17 protein-coding genes and 1 pseudogene are annotated in these 16,014 nt (G+C 45.3%); 16 read left to right on the top strand and 2 right to left on the bottom strand.

Features of this window, described 5'->3' with window-relative positions:
• Positions 1-222: 222 nt before the first annotated feature.
• The 15 genes and pseudogenes from PCORN_RS03130 (at position 223) to PCORN_RS20710 (ending at position 13,686) form a co-directional block, all read left to right on the top strand.
• Positions 223-3,896, top strand: a pseudogene (locus PCORN_RS03130) (nitrate reductase subunit alpha).
• Positions 3,886-5,481: a nitrate reductase subunit beta gene (gene narH, locus PCORN_RS03125; RefSeq protein WP_036077464.1), complete on the top strand. Its 1,596-nt coding sequence runs from the start codon at positions 3,886-3,888 to the stop codon at positions 5,479-5,481. Before PCORN_RS03130 ends, narH begins: the two are co-directional and overlap by 11 nt.
• A complete protein-coding gene (gene narJ, locus PCORN_RS03120) occupies positions 5,444-6,049 on the top strand; it encodes a nitrate reductase molybdenum cofactor assembly chaperone (RefSeq protein ID WP_241433055.1) in 606 nt (201 codons plus the stop codon). The genes narH and narJ overlap by 38 nt, the downstream gene beginning before the upstream one ends.
• Positions 6,039-6,707, top strand: a complete 669-nt coding sequence (narI, locus tag PCORN_RS03115) for a respiratory nitrate reductase subunit gamma (protein ID WP_036077459.1) — start codon at positions 6,039-6,041, stop codon at positions 6,705-6,707. Before narJ ends, narI begins: the two co-directional genes overlap by 11 nt.
• A gap of 181 nt (positions 6,708-6,888) precedes the next feature.
• Complete coding sequence (locus PCORN_RS03110) at positions 6,889-8,136, top strand: nitrate/nitrite transporter (RefSeq protein WP_077913762.1); 1,248 nt, start codon at positions 6,889-6,891, stop codon at positions 8,134-8,136.
• Between the two features lie 151 nt (positions 8,137-8,287).
• Positions 8,288-8,833 carry a molybdate ABC transporter substrate-binding protein gene (gene modA / locus PCORN_RS03105; protein WP_241433054.1) on the top strand — a complete coding sequence of 182 codons (546 nt, stop codon included), beginning with the start codon at positions 8,288-8,290 and terminating at the stop codon, positions 8,831-8,833.
• Entirely contained in the window at positions 8,817-8,987 is a 171-nt protein-coding gene (locus PCORN_RS20025; protein ID WP_241433053.1) for a substrate-binding domain-containing protein, read from the top strand. Before modA ends, PCORN_RS20025 begins: the two co-directional genes overlap by 17 nt.
• 88 nt (positions 8,988-9,075) lie before the next feature.
• The gene (locus PCORN_RS03100; protein WP_036077457.1) at positions 9,076-10,296 is read left to right on the top strand and encodes a molybdopterin molybdotransferase MoeA; all 1,221 of its coding nucleotides are present in this window, start codon (positions 9,076-9,078) and stop codon (positions 10,294-10,296) included.
• On the top strand, positions 10,275-10,760 hold the full coding sequence (gene mobB, locus PCORN_RS03095) for a molybdopterin-guanine dinucleotide biosynthesis protein B (protein WP_036077456.1): 486 nt from the start codon (positions 10,275-10,277) through the stop codon (positions 10,758-10,760). Before PCORN_RS03100 ends, mobB begins: the two co-directional genes overlap by 22 nt.
• On the top strand, positions 10,757-11,179 hold the full coding sequence (locus PCORN_RS03090; RefSeq protein WP_036077455.1) for a molybdenum cofactor biosynthesis protein MoaE: 423 nt from the start codon (positions 10,757-10,759) through the stop codon (positions 11,177-11,179). The genes mobB and PCORN_RS03090 overlap by 4 nt, the downstream gene beginning before the upstream one ends.
• Positions 11,166-11,408, top strand: a complete 243-nt coding sequence (gene moaD, locus PCORN_RS03085) for a molybdopterin converting factor subunit 1 (RefSeq protein ID WP_036067452.1) — start codon at positions 11,166-11,168, stop codon at positions 11,406-11,408. The genes PCORN_RS03090 and moaD overlap by 14 nt, the downstream gene beginning before the upstream one ends.
• An 18-nt stretch (positions 11,409-11,426) precedes the next feature.
• Entirely contained in the window at positions 11,427-11,906 is a 480-nt protein-coding gene (moaC, locus tag PCORN_RS03080) for a cyclic pyranopterin monophosphate synthase MoaC (RefSeq protein WP_036077452.1), read from the top strand.
• 18 nt (positions 11,907-11,924) lie between these two features.
• Positions 11,925-12,926 (top strand): GTP 3',8-cyclase MoaA, encoded by a 1,002-nt coding sequence (gene moaA / locus PCORN_RS03075; protein ID WP_036077450.1) that lies wholly within the window; start codon positions 11,925-11,927, stop codon positions 12,924-12,926.
• A gap of 59 nt (positions 12,927-12,985) precedes the next feature.
• Positions 12,986-13,546 carry an NADPH-dependent FMN reductase gene (locus tag PCORN_RS03070; RefSeq protein ID WP_036077447.1) on the top strand — a complete coding sequence of 187 codons (561 nt, stop codon included), beginning with the start codon at positions 12,986-12,988 and terminating at the stop codon, positions 13,544-13,546.
• An 11-nt stretch (positions 13,547-13,557) separates the two neighbouring features.
• Positions 13,558-13,686, top strand: coding sequence for an LOG family protein (locus PCORN_RS20710; protein ID WP_277620150.1), 129 nt, complete (start codon positions 13,558-13,560; stop codon positions 13,684-13,686).
• Positions 13,687-13,741: 55 nt separating this feature from the next.
• Here PCORN_RS20710 and PCORN_RS03065 read toward each other — a convergent pair whose 3' ends face one another.
• Both PCORN_RS03065 and PCORN_RS03060 read right to left on the bottom strand, forming a co-directional pair.
• Entirely contained in the window at positions 13,742-14,227 is a 486-nt protein-coding gene (locus tag PCORN_RS03065; RefSeq protein WP_036077445.1) for a MogA/MoaB family molybdenum cofactor biosynthesis protein, read from the bottom strand.
• A 12-nt stretch (positions 14,228-14,239) separates the two neighbouring features.
• Positions 14,240-15,235, bottom strand: coding sequence for a ThiF family adenylyltransferase (locus PCORN_RS03060; RefSeq protein ID WP_036077567.1), 996 nt, complete (start codon positions 15,233-15,235; stop codon positions 14,240-14,242).
• A gap of 95 nt (positions 15,236-15,330) precedes the next feature.
• Between PCORN_RS03060 and PCORN_RS03055 the strand changes: the two genes are divergently transcribed.
• Positions 15,331-15,960: a VanZ family protein gene (locus tag PCORN_RS03055; protein ID WP_051999209.1), complete on the top strand. Its 630-nt coding sequence runs from the start codon at positions 15,331-15,333 to the stop codon at positions 15,958-15,960.
• Positions 15,961-16,014: the final 54 nt, after the last annotated feature.

The raw sequence follows: 16,014 nt of genomic DNA, 5'->3' as shown, positions 1-16,014 counted from the left end.
TGGTGGGACAGAATGAACCCTGAGGATAATAGTCTGCGGATTGATTTTTTTTATGTATTCCTTCTCTATTATGTTATGCGAATCATGCATTGTCAAAGAATATTAGCCGTAAAAATATAGGGATTCTCCTGATGCGCGAAAATGGGAGAAGTTGTACTATCGGGTTAGATAGGAATTTTACTGTTTTTCTTTGTGAATATAATAACAAAAATGAGGTGGTACATAGTGAGGAAAAAAGGTTTGCGGTTCTTTAAACGGACGGAGAAATTTAATGGAAACTGGACGGTGATGGAGGAGAAAAGCCGGGCTTGGGAGAAGATGTATCGGGATCGCTGGAGTCATGATAAAGTGGTTCGCACGACGCATGGTGTCAATTGTACGGGTTCGTGTAGTTGGCAGGTTTTCGTGAAGAACGGGATTATTACGTGGGAAAATCAGGCGACGGATTACCCAAGTTGTGGGCCGGATATGCCGGAATTTGAACCTCGTGGCTGTCCGCGTGGTGCGAGTTTTTCGTGGTATGAGTATAGTCCGCTACGTGTGAAATATCCGTATGTGCGCGGAAAATTGTGGCGTTTATGGCAAAATGCGTTGAAGCAGTATGGGGATCCGATTAAGGCTTGGGCGAGTATTGTGGAGGATCCTGAGAAGGCGAATAGCTACAAGAGTGCGCGTGGTAAGGGTGGACAAATTCGGGTGACGTGGCAGGAAGCGTATTATATGGTCGCGGCGATGCTGATTTATACGATTAAGAAATATGGGCCGGATCGCTTGGCTGGGTTTACGCCGATTCCTGCAATGTCGATGATAAGCTATGCGGCTGGGTCGCGGTTTTTGACGCTGCTCGGTGGCGAAATGCTGAGTTTTTACGATTGGTATGCGGATTTACCACCTGCTTCTCCGCAAATTTGGGGTGAGCAGACGGATGTGCCGGAGTCGAGTGATTGGTATAACGCGGGTTACATCATGATGTGGGGCTCGAATGTGCCGCTCACTCGGACGCCGGACGCGCATTTTATGACGGAGGTTCGTTATAAGGGGACAAAAGTGGTGGCGGTTGCGCCGGATTATGCGGAGAACGTGAAGTTCGCGGATAATTGGTTGGCGCCGAATCCTGGGACGGATGCTGCACTTGCGCAAGCGATGACGCATGTTATTTTGAAGGAATTTTATGTGGAGCGCGCGGAATCGCAGTTTATTGATTATGCAAAACAATTTACGGATTTGCCGTTTTTATTGTTGCTTGACGAGACGGATAAGGGTTTGACGCCAGGTCGTTTCTTGCGCGAGGATGATTTGCATGCGGGGCTTGAGAGTGGCTCGCACGCGGATTGGAAAACGTGTTTGATTGATGAGACGACGGGCGAGATTGTGGTTCCGAATGGGACGATGGGTCAGCGTTGGGAAGAGGGTGTGAAGTGGAACTTGTCGCTGGAACGCGAGGATGGTTCTGTGATTGCGCCTGCGATGACGGTTGGTCTAGATAGAATAGATACGGTTGCGTTTCCTTATTTTGATAATAATGGGAATGGCATTTTTGAACGAGAATTGCCGGTTCGGGAAATTACGCTTGCCGATGGTTCGAAGCGCTTAGTTGCGACGGTCTATGATGTGATGTTGAGCCAGTATGGTGTGGCGCGGCATGACGGTGACCGAATGGCAGCTCGTGGCTTGGATGATGCGGAGAGTTTGTATACGCCGGCTTGGCAGGAACCAATTACTGGTGTGAAAGCGGATATCGTGACGCAAATCGCGCGTGAGTTTGCGCAGAATGCGATTGATACGGGTGGTCGTTCGATGATCATCATGGGCGCGGGAATTAATCATTGGTTTAATAGTGACACGATTTACCGCTCGATTTTGAACTTGGTCATTTTGACGGCATCACAAGGCGTGAACGGCGGAGGCTGGGCGCATTATGTTGGTCAGGAGAAATGTCGTCCGATTGAGGGCTGGCAAACGGTAGCTTTTGCGAAAGATTGGCAGGGCGCAGTGAGACAGCAGAATGCGACGAGTTTCTGGTATTTTGCAACGGATCAGTGGCGTTATGAGGAGATGGACACGGATGCTTTGAAATCTCCACTGGCACAAAAAACGAGCTATAAACATCCCGCGGATTACAATGTGTTGGCGGCGCGACTTGGTTGGTTGCCTTCGTATCCGCAGTTTAACAAGAATAGTTTGCTGTTTGCAGCGGAAAATAAAGACAAATCGGATGCGGAGATCGTGTCGGGTATTGTCGATGATTTGAAATCGGAGAAATTGCAGTTTGCGGTGGAAGATCCGGATAATCCTGTGAATTTCCCGCGTGGCCTTTTTGTATGGCGCTCGAACCTTGTTTCTTCTAGTGGAAAAGGGCAGGAGTATTTTATGAAGCATTTGTTTGGGACGACGAATAATTTGCTGTCGACGCCAAATGATGAGTTTAAGCCGGAGGAAATGGTATGGCGCGATGAGGAGACGGAAGGAAAATTAGACTTGATGGTGACGCTTGATTTCCGGATGACGGCGACGCCGCTTTATTCGGATGTAGTGCTTCCTGCTGCGACGTGGTATGAGAAGACGGATATTTCGAGCACGGATATGCATCCTTTTGTGCATCCGTTTAACCCGGCGATTAGCCACTTTGGGAGTCGAAATCGGATTGGAATATTTTCAAGGATTTGAGTCAGACGTTTTCTGAGATGGCGAAGGATCATTTACATGAGGTGCAGCGCGATGTGATTATGTTGCCGCTGAATCATGATTCGCAAATGGAGATTTCGCAGCCTTATGGTGAGATTAAGGATTGGAAAAAAGGCGAGGTTGAGGCGATTCCAGGTAAGACGATGCCGCATTTCCAATTTGTAGAACGTGATTATACGCAAATTTACGATAAGTTTATTACGCTTGGTCCGAATGTTGGGACGGGCAAGGTCGGCGCGCATGGGACGCAGTTCTCGGTCGCTGAGGAATATGAGGAAATGAAGGCCATTAACGGGATTTACGAGGATGACTCAATTAAGAACGGAATGCCGATTATGGAAAATGAACGGCAGGCGGCGAATGCGATTCTGCATATTTCTAGTGCGACGAATGGGAAGGTTGCGGTTCGGGCATGGGAAGTAGCGGAGGATGCGACGGGGATGAAGCTTAGTCATTTAGCGAAGCCTCGCGAGGCGGAGCGGATTACGTTCCAAAGCATTACAGCGCAACCGCGTGAAGTGATTCCAACGCCGGTGTTTACGGGTTCGAATACGGATGGTAAGCGTTATTCGCCGTTTACGACGAACATTGAGCATTTGGTTCCATTTCGGACGCTGACTGGGCGACAACATTTTTACATTGATCATGAGATGTTTTTGCAATATGGGGAAGCTTTGCCGGTGTACAAGCCGACATTGCCACCGCAAGTTTTTGCGCCTCGTGATAAGGAAATTGTGGAGACGCCGGATACGATTGTGTTGCGCTATTTGACACCACACGGTAAATGGAATATTCACAGTATGTACCAAGATAATCAGCATATGTTGACGCTTTTCCGTGGTGGTCCGAACGTGTGGATTAACCATGAAGACGCTGAGGCTGGCAAAATTAAAGACAATGACTGGCTTGAAGTTTATAACCGAAATGGTGTTGTAACGGCGCGTGCGGTCGTGAGTCACAGAATGCCAAAAGGAACGATGTACATGTATCACGCGCAAGACCGTCATATCAACGTTCCAGGGACTTCGATTACAGGAACGCGAGGCGGTAGTCACAATGCGCCGACGAAAATCCACGTGAAACCAACGCAAATGGTTGGTGGATATGCACAGCTTAGCTACGGTTTTAACTATTATGGACCAATTGGAAATCAGCGGGATCTCTATGTTGCTGTCCGGAAACTGAACGAGGTGAATTGGCTTGAAGATTAAAGCGCAAGTAGGAATGGTAATGAATCTAGATAAATGCATCGGCTGCCATACGTGTAGTGTGACATGTAAAAATACGTGGACAAACCGGCCTGGTGCTGAGTATATCTGGTTTAATAACGTAGAAACGAAGCCAGGTATTGGTTATCCGAAACAATGGGAAGACCAAGAACGCTACAAAGGCGGCTGGAAACTGAAAAAAGGAAAATTGGAACTAGCGGCTGGTTCGAAGTGGAACAAAGTCATGCTTGGGAAAATTTTCTACAATCCAGATATGCCGGAATTAAAGGATTATTATGAACCGTGGACGTACAATTACGATACGCTTTTCACGCCGAAAGAGAAGAAAAATCAACCGGTGGCGCGTCCGAAATCTGTGATTACAGGTAAGAACATGGAAATCGAATGGGGTCCAAACTGGGAGGATGATTTGGCGGGTGCACCAACAACGATGCCGCTTGATCCGAACATGAAAAACATCGAAACGGAGATAAAAACCAATTTTGAGACAGCGTTTATGATGTATTTGCCACGTTTGTGTGAGCATTGTTTGAATCCTTCTTGTGTGGCGTCGTGCCCGAGTGGTGCGATGTATAAACGCGATGAGGACGGGATTGTTCTTGTTGACCAAGAAGCGTGTCGTGGATGGCGTTATTGCATGACTGGTTGCCCGTATAAGAAGGTATACTTCAACTGGAAAACGAATAAGGCGGAGAAATGTACGTTCTGTTTCCCACGTATCGAGGCTGGCTTGCCAACGGTTTGTTCGGAGACGTGTACAGGTCGGATTCGCTATCTTGGCGTGATGCTTTATGACGCGGATGGTGTGAAAGAAGCGGCTTCTGTGGAGGACGAGAAGGAGTTGTATCAAAAACAACTAGACTTGTTCCTTGATCCAAATGATCCAGCGGTAATTGAGCAGGCGCGCAAGGATGGTATTAAAGAAGATTGGATTAAAGCGGCGCAGAATTCTCCTGTTTACAAAATGGCGAAGGAATACAAGATTGCGTTCCCGCTTCATCCAGAATACCGTACAATGCCAATGGTTTGGTATGTGCCACCACTTTCGCCAATCATGAACTATTTTGAAGGGAAAGATTCGATTAACAATCCGGATATGATTTTCCCAGCGATTGATGAGATGCGGATTCCTGTCGATTATTTGGCGAGTTTGCTTACGGCGGGAGATACGGAAGTAATTAAGACGTCGCTACAAAAAATGGCGATGATGCGGATGTATATGCGTGCAGTGAGCTCTGGTAAAGATTTTGATACGGAGAAATTGAAAAAAATCGGTATGACGGAGCAGGAAGTGAAAAAGATGTATCGACTGCTTGCGATTGCGAAATATGAGGATCGTTTTGTGATTCCGGCGAGTCATAAAGAGGATTACATCGATACGTATAAAGCGCAAGGCTCGTCTGGTTTTTCGGAAGATGTTTGTGGTGGTTGTAGTTTAGCGGATCAGATTAATAAGCCGGATGTCACGAATACACCAATGCCAATGGGAAATAGTACGCAGCAGCCTTCGAAGTCAACGCAGGACATGTATGAAGAAAGTTTTTATGGGGGGATTTGGCGTGATTAATTATGCCTTGCTAGACGAAAAACGTGCTGTTTTTGGCGCTATTTCGGCGGTTCTATCTTATCCTGAAAAACGTTTTATCAATGATCGGTTCCTGCTGTTAGAGACGTTTCGGAATCCTAAAACGCTGGAATTAATAACGGCGTTTTGGGAGGAAATTTCTGCGCTGACTTTTGGTGAGATTACGGAAACGTATGTGGACACGTTTGATTTTAATAAAAAGACGACGCTGTATATGACGTTTTATAAGTTTGAAGATGCGCGGGAACGTGGGCAAATGTTGGCGAAGTTGAAAGTGTTGTATGAGATGTTTGGTTTGTTGCCAGACGATGCGGAGTTGACGGATTATTTGCCACTGATGCTTGAATTTATCGATGCGGGTGATTGGTATCTGGATGAGCGTTCTGGTGATAGTATAGAGCTTTTGATTGGTGTCATTGAAGATGGTTCGTATCATTTGCTTCAGGCGCTTGAAGAGGTGGGGAATCCGTATCGGTTTGTGATTGAGGCGATGCGGAATGAATTGCGCGTTTGCGTGAAACAGGGAGAGGAGAAGCAGCATGTGGAATAATTTTTTATGGGTTGTTTTGCCCTACCTTGTTTTGGCGAGTTTCGTGTTTGGACATATTTTCCGTTATCGGTATGATCATTTTACGGTGACCTCGAAATCTTCGGAAATGATTGAGAAAAAGCAATTGATGGTTGGTAGTATTTTATTTCATATCGGGATTATTTTCGTTGTCGGTGGGCATTTTATTGGCTTGGTGATTCCGAAAAGTTGGACGACATCGATTGGCATTAGTGAGCATATGTATCATATTGTAGCTGTTGGAATCGGTAGTGTATTCGGGATTATGGCGTTTGCAGGGATGTTTTTATTGACGTTCCGGCGGTTGTCGAATGATCGCGTGCGGATGACGAGTTCGATTATGGACATAATCGTGAATGTGACATTGTTGTTGACGCTGTTCCTTGGGATGGCGAGTACATTGTTTGCGAACCCAGCGAATCCTGGATTTGATTACCGGGAATCGATTGCGGTTTGGTTTAGGCAGTTGTTTATTTTCCAGCCGGATGCGAGTCTGATGGCGAATGTGCCGGTATTTTTCCAACTGCATATTATTAGTGCGTTCTTGATTTTCGCACTATTTCCGTATACGCGATTGGTGCATGCATGGAGCGTGCCATTGTCGTATTTGAAGAGGAGTTATATTATTTATCGTCGCTAGGAATTTTATGAGATTGGGACATAACTAAAAGCTGAGAAATAACTGCTTTACCATATTTAAAGGGTAGGACGAAAATTTGGCTTAACACAAATCGAGCGAAAGCGTTTGTATTCCATCCGTTTGGTGGAAGCCGGAAGCGGAGCATACTGGTGTATGTGAGAACCGGAAGTTCGCTAAACGGATGGAATGCGAACGCTTGCCGCCGATTTACAGCGGTTATGCACCAAACTCCATACGAGGGGAGAAATTAACATGCAACACACATCAAAAAAAAGACGCGTATATCGCGCTTACCATTGCTACGGTTGCGATGGCGATTTCATTTATGGTCTGGGCTTCCTTATCGCCCGTTTCTAATCAAATTGCCGCGGAATTTGGCCTGTCTGCTTCACAAAAAAGTTTACTTATTGCGACACCGGTACTTCTAGGGTCTATTATGAGAATTCCAATGGGGATCTTAAGTGATCGGTATGGTGGAAAGAAAATATATATTATTACGATGCTATTCACGTTGATTCCACTGGCGCTGATTCCGTTTGCTAGTACTTATTTATACTTAATGCTCTGCGCATTTTTCATCGGTATGGCGGGGACAACTTTTGCCATCGCAATTTCTTACGTTTCTACCTTTTTTCCAGCTGAAAAACAAGGTTTAATTCTTGGTATTGCTGGGATGGGGAACATTGGTAATGCGCTTTCTGGTCTGATTATCCCGCGTATTAATGCGAACTGGGGATTCGATTGGATTTATTATTCCTTGATGATTGCGATTGTGGTTATTGTTGCTATTTTTGCTATTTTTGCGAAAGAAATGAACCTTTCGACGGAGAAGAAAACGTTGAAGCAGTCGCTGTCGGTTGTGAAGGATAAGAACACGTGGTATCTATCTTTGTTCTACTTCCTGACTTTTGGGGCTTTTGTAGCGCTGAGTAACTATTTACCAGCATTTATGGGTGACCAATTCTCGATTGGGGCGGTTAATGCTGGGTTATTCTCTGCTGGATTTGCAGCGACTGCGACCTTTATGCGTCCTGTCGGTGGGATTTTAGCGGATAAATTAAATCCAACGAAATTGTTGACCACTGGTTTTGCGATGATTGCTGTGGCTGCGTTCTTGATTGCTTTTTCACTCACGCAGTACGGTATATTCACGACACTAATTTTTATCACAGCGCTAATTGTAGGTCTTGGAAACGGGATTATTTTTAAAATGGTGCCGATGGTCTCTAAAGGAAATACAGGTGCAGTGACAGGATTCGTTGGTGCTGCCGGGGGACTTGGTGGATTTTTCCCACCGCTCCTGTTAGGTATTATTAAACAAAATACAGGTTCTTATACGCTCGGATTTATTTTGCTAGGCGTGTTTGCACTCATATGTCTTGTGACGGTTTGGGCTGTTTATTTACGCAAGCCAGCCGCAACAAGCTGATTCGAAAAGGAAGGCAGTGGAACTATTTCGCTGTCTTTTTTTTAAGAAATTCCGTACAATGGGGATAGACCGAAATAGGGGGAAGACAAGGTGAAAATGTGGATAAAAAGTGGGCTGATTTTTGTTGGGGTACTATTTGTTATGGTAGGGTGTGGTACGCAAAAAAAACCAAACGATACATATTTCTGTGGCGGCGAGTTTGAAAGATGTGATGGATGATGTGAAACCTTTGTATGAGAAGGAGCACGACAATGTGACATTAGAATTCGACTTCGCTGGTTCAGGGCAAATCCGCGAGCGTGTGGAAAATGGGGCACCGATTGATGGTGTTATTTTAGCGAGCGCGGCGGATACGGATAAATTGATGGATAAGAAGTTGATTGATGGTAACCAGGAAATTGCTTCGAATACGTTGGTGGCTGTGATACCGAGTAAGAGCGTTCCGAGTGGAGATATTAAGACGGAATTAGCAAAGGCTCGTGTGATTGCGATTGGTGACTCCGCTTCGGTGCCTGCGGGGAAATATGCAGAGGAGTTTTTGACGAAAGAGCAGTTGATCGACAGTGTGAAAGCGCGTTTGGTGAAGGCAAGTGATGTGCGTCAAGTATTGGCGTATGTGGAGTCTGGAAATGCAGATATCGGTTTTGTTTATCAAACGGACGCAATGATTTCGAAAAAAAGTGCAGACGGCGTATAATATTAGCAATGATTTGTATAGCCCAATTGGGTATTATGCAGCGGCAATCAAGGATTCGGATGCAACGGATGAGATATCCCAATTCATGGATTACATGGAAGGAACACAAGTGCAGAAGATTTTGAAGAAGTATGGATTTGGTGGGGCGAACTAACAGAAAGTGAACGCTTACACTGTTATTTTCATAGGGATTGATGTATAGTGGAACTAGCTGAAATTTGTGGAAAAAGGAAGTGTCGGGAATGTTGGATAAACGAGTAGCGATTCGAGTGGAGGAAGCGCAGAAAAAGTTGATGGAGAACGCGGTCATGCTTGGCGCAGAAGAGATCGAAATCGCAGACGCGAATGGTCGAATCTTGGCGCAGGAAGTAAAAGCAACGATGGCGATGCCGTATTTCAGGCGTTCAGGCTATGACGGTTTTGCGATTCGAGCCGAGGATGACGCGAATTATCCGCGAATTTTTCAGGTTGTGGCGGACGTGCCATGCGGTTCCGCGTATAATCACGATTTGCAGGAAAATGAGACGGTGCGCATCATGACCGGCGCGAAAGTCCCTGAGAATGCCGGCAAAATTATCATGTTGGAACAGTCCCGCGAAACAGGAGATCCGGCCACAATCACACTCGTAAATACGCATAAAAATACCAACATCACCGAGCGTGGCGAAGAATTCGAGGCGGGCGCAACGTTACTCCAAGCCCATCACCATTTGAATCCCGGCTCGATTAGCCTACTCGCAGCATTCGGCATACCGAACGTGACCGTGTTTCGCCGACCACGTGTCGCGATTTTATCCACCGGTTCCGAACTTGTCCAACCCGGCGAGCCCCTTCCAGACGGAAAAATTTTCAATAGTAACCATCTGATGTTGGTGGCGCTTGCGAAAGATGCAGGCGCGGAAGTCATTGCGGTGGAGCAAATTGAAGACGACCTAGCGTTGACGAAAAACCGGCTCACCGACCTTGCCAAACAAGCCGACCTGATCCTCACGACAGGCGGTGTTTCCGTCGGGGACTTCGATTTCATGGCAATCATCGCAAAAGAAGATGCCGAACTGCTCTACAATAAAATCCAAATGCGGCCAGGCAGCGTCACAACGGCGATGCGCTATGAAAATACACTGGTCGCGGCTTTATCCGGCAATCCAGGTGCTTGCTTCACCGCGTTCCACTTACTCATCGCGCCAGTGCTTGCCAAAATGAGCGGCGACATCGAAACCCAGTTCACTTTTCAACCGGCAAAAATGGGCGTGGACTATCCGAAAAACAACGCTTACGATCGCTTTTTACGCGGACAATTATTATACGAGGCAGGCGAACTAACCGCAGTTCCCGTCGGCAGCGACATGTCGAGCGCGCTGGGCAATTTACACCTAACCGAATGCCTCATCAAAATACCGAGCGGCAAAACGGGCAAAAATAAAGGAGAGGAGATCGAGATATGGCGCTTATCTTCCAAATAACCGGATTCAAAAAAAGCGGAAAAACAACACTTACGAACTGCTTCGTGCAGCAATTAAAAGCACAAGATTACACAGTAGCCGTCATCAAACACGACGCCCACGCCTTCGCAATCGACCATCCGGACACAGATTCTTACTCGTTTCGCGAAAGCGGCGCAGATATCGTCGCCTTATCTTCCTCCTCCCAGCACGCCATCATGGTCGACCAAGGAATCACACTAAAAGACATGATTGCAAGTTTGCCGCCAACCGATGTGATTTTAATCGAAGGCTACAAGGAAGCGCCGTTTCCAAAAATCGTGATGGTGCGCGATTCGGAAGATGTTGCCACACTAGAAACGTTACCAGCAATTTACAAGATGGCGACGTTGCGCGATGATCTTCCAGCCAGCATTTTGAAAGTAAGTACGCAAACTGCTCAAGAAGCACTATGTCAAACGATAATCGAGGAATTTTTACAATGATAGATGTTAGATTACAACAGGAGCCGATTGACGTTGGCGCCACATACCAGAAGTTAGTAAATGCCAAATTTGGTGCTGTGAACATGTTTGTCGGCACGATTCGCGAATGGACCGGCGACATTCAAACGCAAACGATTCGCTACACGGCATACAAAGAAATGGCAATCAAGGAACTGTCAAAACTCGCGCATGAAGTAGAGGCTAAATATGACGCAGACGTGATCGTAATTCACCGTTTAGGGGAGTTAGCGTTGACCGATATCGCCGTATTTATTGGGGTCGCAACGCCTCATCGTGCCGCATCTTATGAAGGTTCCCGTTTTATTATTGAGGAACTAAAAAAAAGGGTGCCAATTTGGAAAGAAGAAGTGGATACGGATCGTGTTCGTTGGGGAGGTGAGCGAGATGACGCCTATTAAACTATTCGCTTTTCTCGTGCAGAAAGCAGGATTCCAAGAAGTGAACCTCGACCTTTCTGATTGCAAGACTGTCGCAGATGTGAGACAGTTAGTAAGCAAGGAAATTCCAGCGATTGAGGCCGACGTGGCGAAATGCATGATCGCGGTCAACATGGAGTTTCAAACAGACGATAGCCTGCTGACAGACGTTTCAGAAATCGCGATAATCCCTCCAGTAAGCGGAGGATGAGATGAAGGAGCCGATAAAATGACTGATGAACTATCCCATTTCAATGACGAACAACGTGCCCATATGGTAGATGTAACAAAGAAAAGTGAGACGCAAAGACGTGCCATCGCCCAAACAACGCTACATATGGAAGAGGCGACCTTAACGCGTATTAAAGACGGACTCATCGATAAAGGGGATGTATTAGCCGTTGCGCAAGTTGCAGGAATTATGGCTACCAAAAAAACAAGCGAACTAATCCCAATGTGCCACCCGATTATGACGACGAAAGTGAATATTATGTTCACTGATGATGGGAAAGATCATTTAACGGTGATTGCAGAAGTTGTAACCATTGGCAAAACAGGCGTGGAGATGGAAGCCCTAACCGCCGTAACCGTCACAGCCCTAACCGTTTACGACATGTGTAAAGCAATCGACAAAAGAATCATCATTGAGAATACCCATCTTGTTGAAAAAACAGGTGGCAAAAGCGGAAAATTCCGTTTCGATAAATAAGGATAGGAGTTCGATATCATGCCATTATTAACCGATCGCTTTGGACGCGTCCATGATTATATCCGCATTTCCGTCACCGATCGCTGCAATTTGCGTTGTGTTTATTGCATGCCTGACGAAGGAATGACCTTTTTACCACATGAACAAGTACTTTCCAAAGATGAAATTGTTGACTTTATGAAAATCATGGTCGGCTATGGCATCAAAAAAGTACGGATTACAGGTGGGGAACCACTTTTGCGAACAGACATCGTGGACATTATCGCAGGTATCAGCGCACTTCCGGAAATCGAGGATATTGCGGTGACGACAAATGCGATGTACCTCGTCAAAAAAGCAGAAGCATTGAAAGCAGCTGGATTAACGCGTGTTAATATTAGTCTAGATTCGCTACAAGAAGACCGGTTTAAAAGCATCACGCGTGGTGGTAGATTGCAGAAAGTATTGGACGGTATCGCGAAAGCCGAAGAAGTTGGCTTTTTCCCGATTAAGCTCAATGTTGTGTTGATAAAAGGCCAGAATGATGATGAGATTCTGGATTTCTTGAAGTTTACGAAAGATAAAGATATTAATATTCGTTTTATCGAGTATATGCCAATCGGTCACGCGGGAGACAGCTGGAAGAAGCAATATTTGTCGCTCCAAACCGTTTTTGATGCTTGTGATAAAGAAGGGTTTACGTATGAAGCTGTGGACACGATTCGCGGGAACGGCCCATCTGAGAATTACCGCTTAGAAGGCGCTAAAGGAACGTTTGGCCTGATTCACCCAGTTAGCTCTCATTTCTGCGCAAGTTGTAATAGGCTGCGTCTGACGGCAGATGGCTATATTAAAGCATGTCTGTACTGGGATGAAGAAATGAACATTCGCCCCTTCATCGATGATCCAGAAAAATTGATGGCTCTTGTGCAGCAGTCTGTCGATAATAAACCAGAAAGTCATGAGATGGCGATCGCTTTGCAAAACGAAATGCAATCTCACAAACCGACGACACGACGTATGAGTCAAATCGGAGGATAATTTAGAATGAACAGAGTTTGTCCCAGCCTTTTTCTATATCATATAAGGAGTGATGAACAATGTCTGAAAAACCAAAAATAGGTTTAATTATTGGAAGTAACCGACCAACGCGTGTTTGCCATACCATAGCAGAGTGGGCGATGAAAGAAATGGAACATGACAAGTTAAATTTAAGCTTGATTGATCTCGCCGAAATGAACCTCCCATTTTTAGATGAACCAGAAATTCCAGCACATCATAACTACCAAAAAGATTACACCAAGGCTTGGAGCAGCTTGATCAGTGGTTATGATGGTTTCGTTCTCGTTTTCCCGCAGTATAATTGGGGATATCCTGCCGTCTTAAAAAATGCATTGGATTTCCTATACGATGAATGGCGCGGGAAACCTGTAAGTATCATGTGTTACGGCGGACATGGCGGTTTCCAGGCGGCGCTTAGTATGAAGCTCGTCACGGAAGGTTTACATATGCATGCCATGGCGACCAACCCACCACTCGATATTTCAGACGAGATGTTTGATGAGACAGGTCAATTTAAAAACATTGAAAAAGACTTCGCACATTATAAAACATCATTACAAGCCGTATCAAACGAGTTCGCGAATTTTTTAACCAAATAATAGGAGTTGCAATGTTTGAATTATATCGCAGTATTTGGTGGGGCAGAATAGGCGAGTACGTGAATCCATGTATCTTATACAATGTGAACGGCTATTATGACTTGCTAGCGAAATTTATCGCCAACGATTCGAGTCTATAAATAACGCAAAAAATCCTAGCGACATACACGCCGTTAGGATTTTTTGTGCCTATGCTTATTTTCGACGTTCTGCTAAAAAATGTGGCAACTCTGGAATAATCAGCTGATTGATTGCAAGCCCACACGCATTGGACGAGCCTGGGATTACAAATAGTAAGACATTATCGAGTGTAAATCCAGCAAAAGCTCGTGACAACATCGCACGCGTCCCAATCTCTTTATAACTCAACATCCGGAACAATTCACCAAACCCAGGAATCTCCTGTGCGACTTGATCCCGCAACGCCTCAAATGTCACATCACGAACCGCAATTCCGGTCCCACCATTCGAAATCACACAATCAGATTGCGGCTTCAGCCCCGCCAAACCCTCATTAATCAAGAAATCATCATCTTTCACAACCATGCGCTGTACGACAACATGGCCCGCCTCCGCAAGCGCCTCCGCTAGCAACTGCCCGCTTTTATCCGTGTCCAAATCCCTCGTATCACTAATCGTTAAAATGCCAACTCGCGCCTGAATAAATTCCTTCTGCTCCATTTTCACGCCTCCTCAAATTTCATTAAAAAAGTGTTGATACTGCTTCTTCGCCACCACTAAATCAGCCGTCCCATGCACTAACACACGCCCGTTTTGAAAAACAGTGAAATCATACCCTTGAAAAGTAAACGTCAGAACAAAGCGATTCGTTTGAAAAATAATATCTTGATTTTGAAGCACCATTTCTAGTTCGCGAAAATCAATCGCTGCACCAATCTGAAATTGCACCGTGTCACGTCCGCAAAGTAGAACTGGCTGTTTCGAAAACGAAATCTCAGCCTTCTCGCCGCGTACACAAACCGCACAATCAGGATTCCGAGTCACACCAAACGCCTGAAATGTCATCTCCCAATTATCCATCTGATAATATTTCGCGCTTCGTTCTCCGAGCAATAGTTTTGTCAAAAGGGACACCTGAAGCCCCGCAAGCATTGGAATAAGCGCACCATGAACCCCGATAATATCACAACTTGTCTCATTGAAAAGTGGCATTTTCTCCATCAAACAATGTAAACAAGCCGTTTCACCAGGAATAATCGGCATCACATTCGCAAAAGTCCCCGCACATGACGCAAAAACCCAAGGCACTTGCTGTTCCAAACACCACTGATTCAAAAAGCGCCGCGTAGCAAAATTATCCGTACAATCTAAAACCGCATCGACCGTGCCAGCATAAGCCGACAAAGACTGCCGATTTGCATCATCCACCAAAAAATCAACCTTAATATCCCGATTAATCGCGCGCAAAGCTTTCGCTGCCGCCCATGCTTTCGCCTCTTTTTGCATCGCATCCTGTTCCGTAAACAACGTCTGCCGTTGCAAATTCGATAATTCCACAAAATCCCGATCCACTAAAATAAGCCGTCCAAATCCCATTCGAGCTGCGATTTCAGCTGCATATGTACCAATCGCGCCCACCCCAATAATTAAAATCGTACTCGCCTGCACTGTTTCCTGTCCTGTCTTCCCAATCTGTGCTACCCGCATTTGACGGTCATAACGCTCAATCTGAAACACCTTCTCTCTGCTCTTCCATTTTACCAGAAAAACGCTTATGAAGCTGTAAAAATGGATGTAATTTCCGAATTATTTCGAGTGAAAAATTGCCGATTCGAGCACATTTAGATATAATAACTACAACCAAACACATCAAAGGAGATAAAAATGATAGAGGCACCAGTATTAGTCGTCATAACACCAATCGTATACATTATTTTTTTTGTTCACATGGCTCAGAAAAAAAAGAAACAATCAAGCGAATAATTTTTAAATCGATCATGCTCATATACATAGTGGGAGTAGTCGGCTATACGATATTTCCAATATTGATAGATCGGGAAATCGGAGGAGGAGGGGCAACTATTTTCCAACTAGGCGTAAATATCATTCCCTTTGCCGCAATGGGAGATATCTACACACAAATGGGCGATGGCGGCCGAAATCACGCGCTATATCAAGTCATCGGCAATATTATTATGTTCATCCCGCTAGGCTGCTTATACCCACTTTGTTCCAAATGCCGAGTCTCATGGAAAAGAATGTTTTGGATTTCTTTATCCGCCTCATTATTTATTGAGCTATCCCAGCTAGCACAAAATATTGTTTTTCAAACCGCATTCCGATCGGCTGATATAGATGACGTAATATTGAATGTAAGTGGAGGCTTCATTGGTTACGCATTGTTCCGACTCTGCAAACCACTTTTCAAAAAAATGAAGCTCTATAATTTCTAGCAAAAAATCATTTTTAAACACGATTACAAGAAAAATCCCCAAAGGCCAGACAAC

Origin of the sequence: Listeria cornellensis FSL F6-0969 (assembly GCF_000525855.1) — a bacterium.
GTDB classification, from domain to species: domain Bacteria; phylum Bacillota; class Bacilli; order Lactobacillales; family Listeriaceae; genus Listeria_A; species Listeria_A cornellensis.
The sequence above is the reverse complement of the archived record's forward strand: the minus strand, read 5'-3'. Positions and strand labels throughout refer to the sequence as shown.

Excerpts from the sequence above, each read along its gene's own strand:
- narJ (WP_241433055.1), top strand. The coding sequence starts at position 5,444 with ATGAAGAAAGTTTTTATGGGGGGATTTGGCGTGATTAATTATGCCTTG.
- PCORN_RS20710 (WP_277620150.1), top strand. The coding sequence starts at position 13,558 with ATGTTTGAATTATATCGCAGTATTTGGTGGGGCAGAATAGGCGAGTAC.
- narI (WP_036077459.1), top strand. The coding sequence starts at position 6,039 with ATGTGGAATAATTTTTTATGGGTTGTTTTGCCCTACCTTGTTTTGGCG.
- PCORN_RS03100 (WP_036077457.1), top strand. The coding sequence starts at position 9,076 with ATGTTGGATAAACGAGTAGCGATTCGAGTGGAGGAAGCGCAGAAAAAG.
- moaA (WP_036077450.1), top strand. The coding sequence starts at position 11,925 with ATGCCATTATTAACCGATCGCTTTGGACGCGTCCATGATTATATCCGC.
- PCORN_RS03090 (WP_036077455.1), top strand. The coding sequence starts at position 10,757 with ATGATAGATGTTAGATTACAACAGGAGCCGATTGACGTTGGCGCCACA.
- PCORN_RS03070 (WP_036077447.1), top strand. The coding sequence starts at position 12,986 with ATGTCTGAAAAACCAAAAATAGGTTTAATTATTGGAAGTAACCGACCA.
- PCORN_RS03065 (WP_036077445.1), bottom strand. The coding sequence starts at position 14,227 with ATGGAGCAGAAGGAATTTATTCAGGCGCGAGTTGGCATTTTAACGATT.
- PCORN_RS03110 (WP_077913762.1), top strand. The coding sequence starts at position 6,889 with ATGGAATGCGAACGCTTGCCGCCGATTTACAGCGGTTATGCACCAAAC.
- moaC (WP_036077452.1), top strand. The coding sequence starts at position 11,427 with ATGACTGATGAACTATCCCATTTCAATGACGAACAACGTGCCCATATG.
- mobB (WP_036077456.1), top strand. The coding sequence starts at position 10,275 with ATGGCGCTTATCTTCCAAATAACCGGATTCAAAAAAAGCGGAAAAACA.
- moaD (WP_036067452.1), top strand. The coding sequence starts at position 11,166 with ATGACGCCTATTAAACTATTCGCTTTTCTCGTGCAGAAAGCAGGATTC.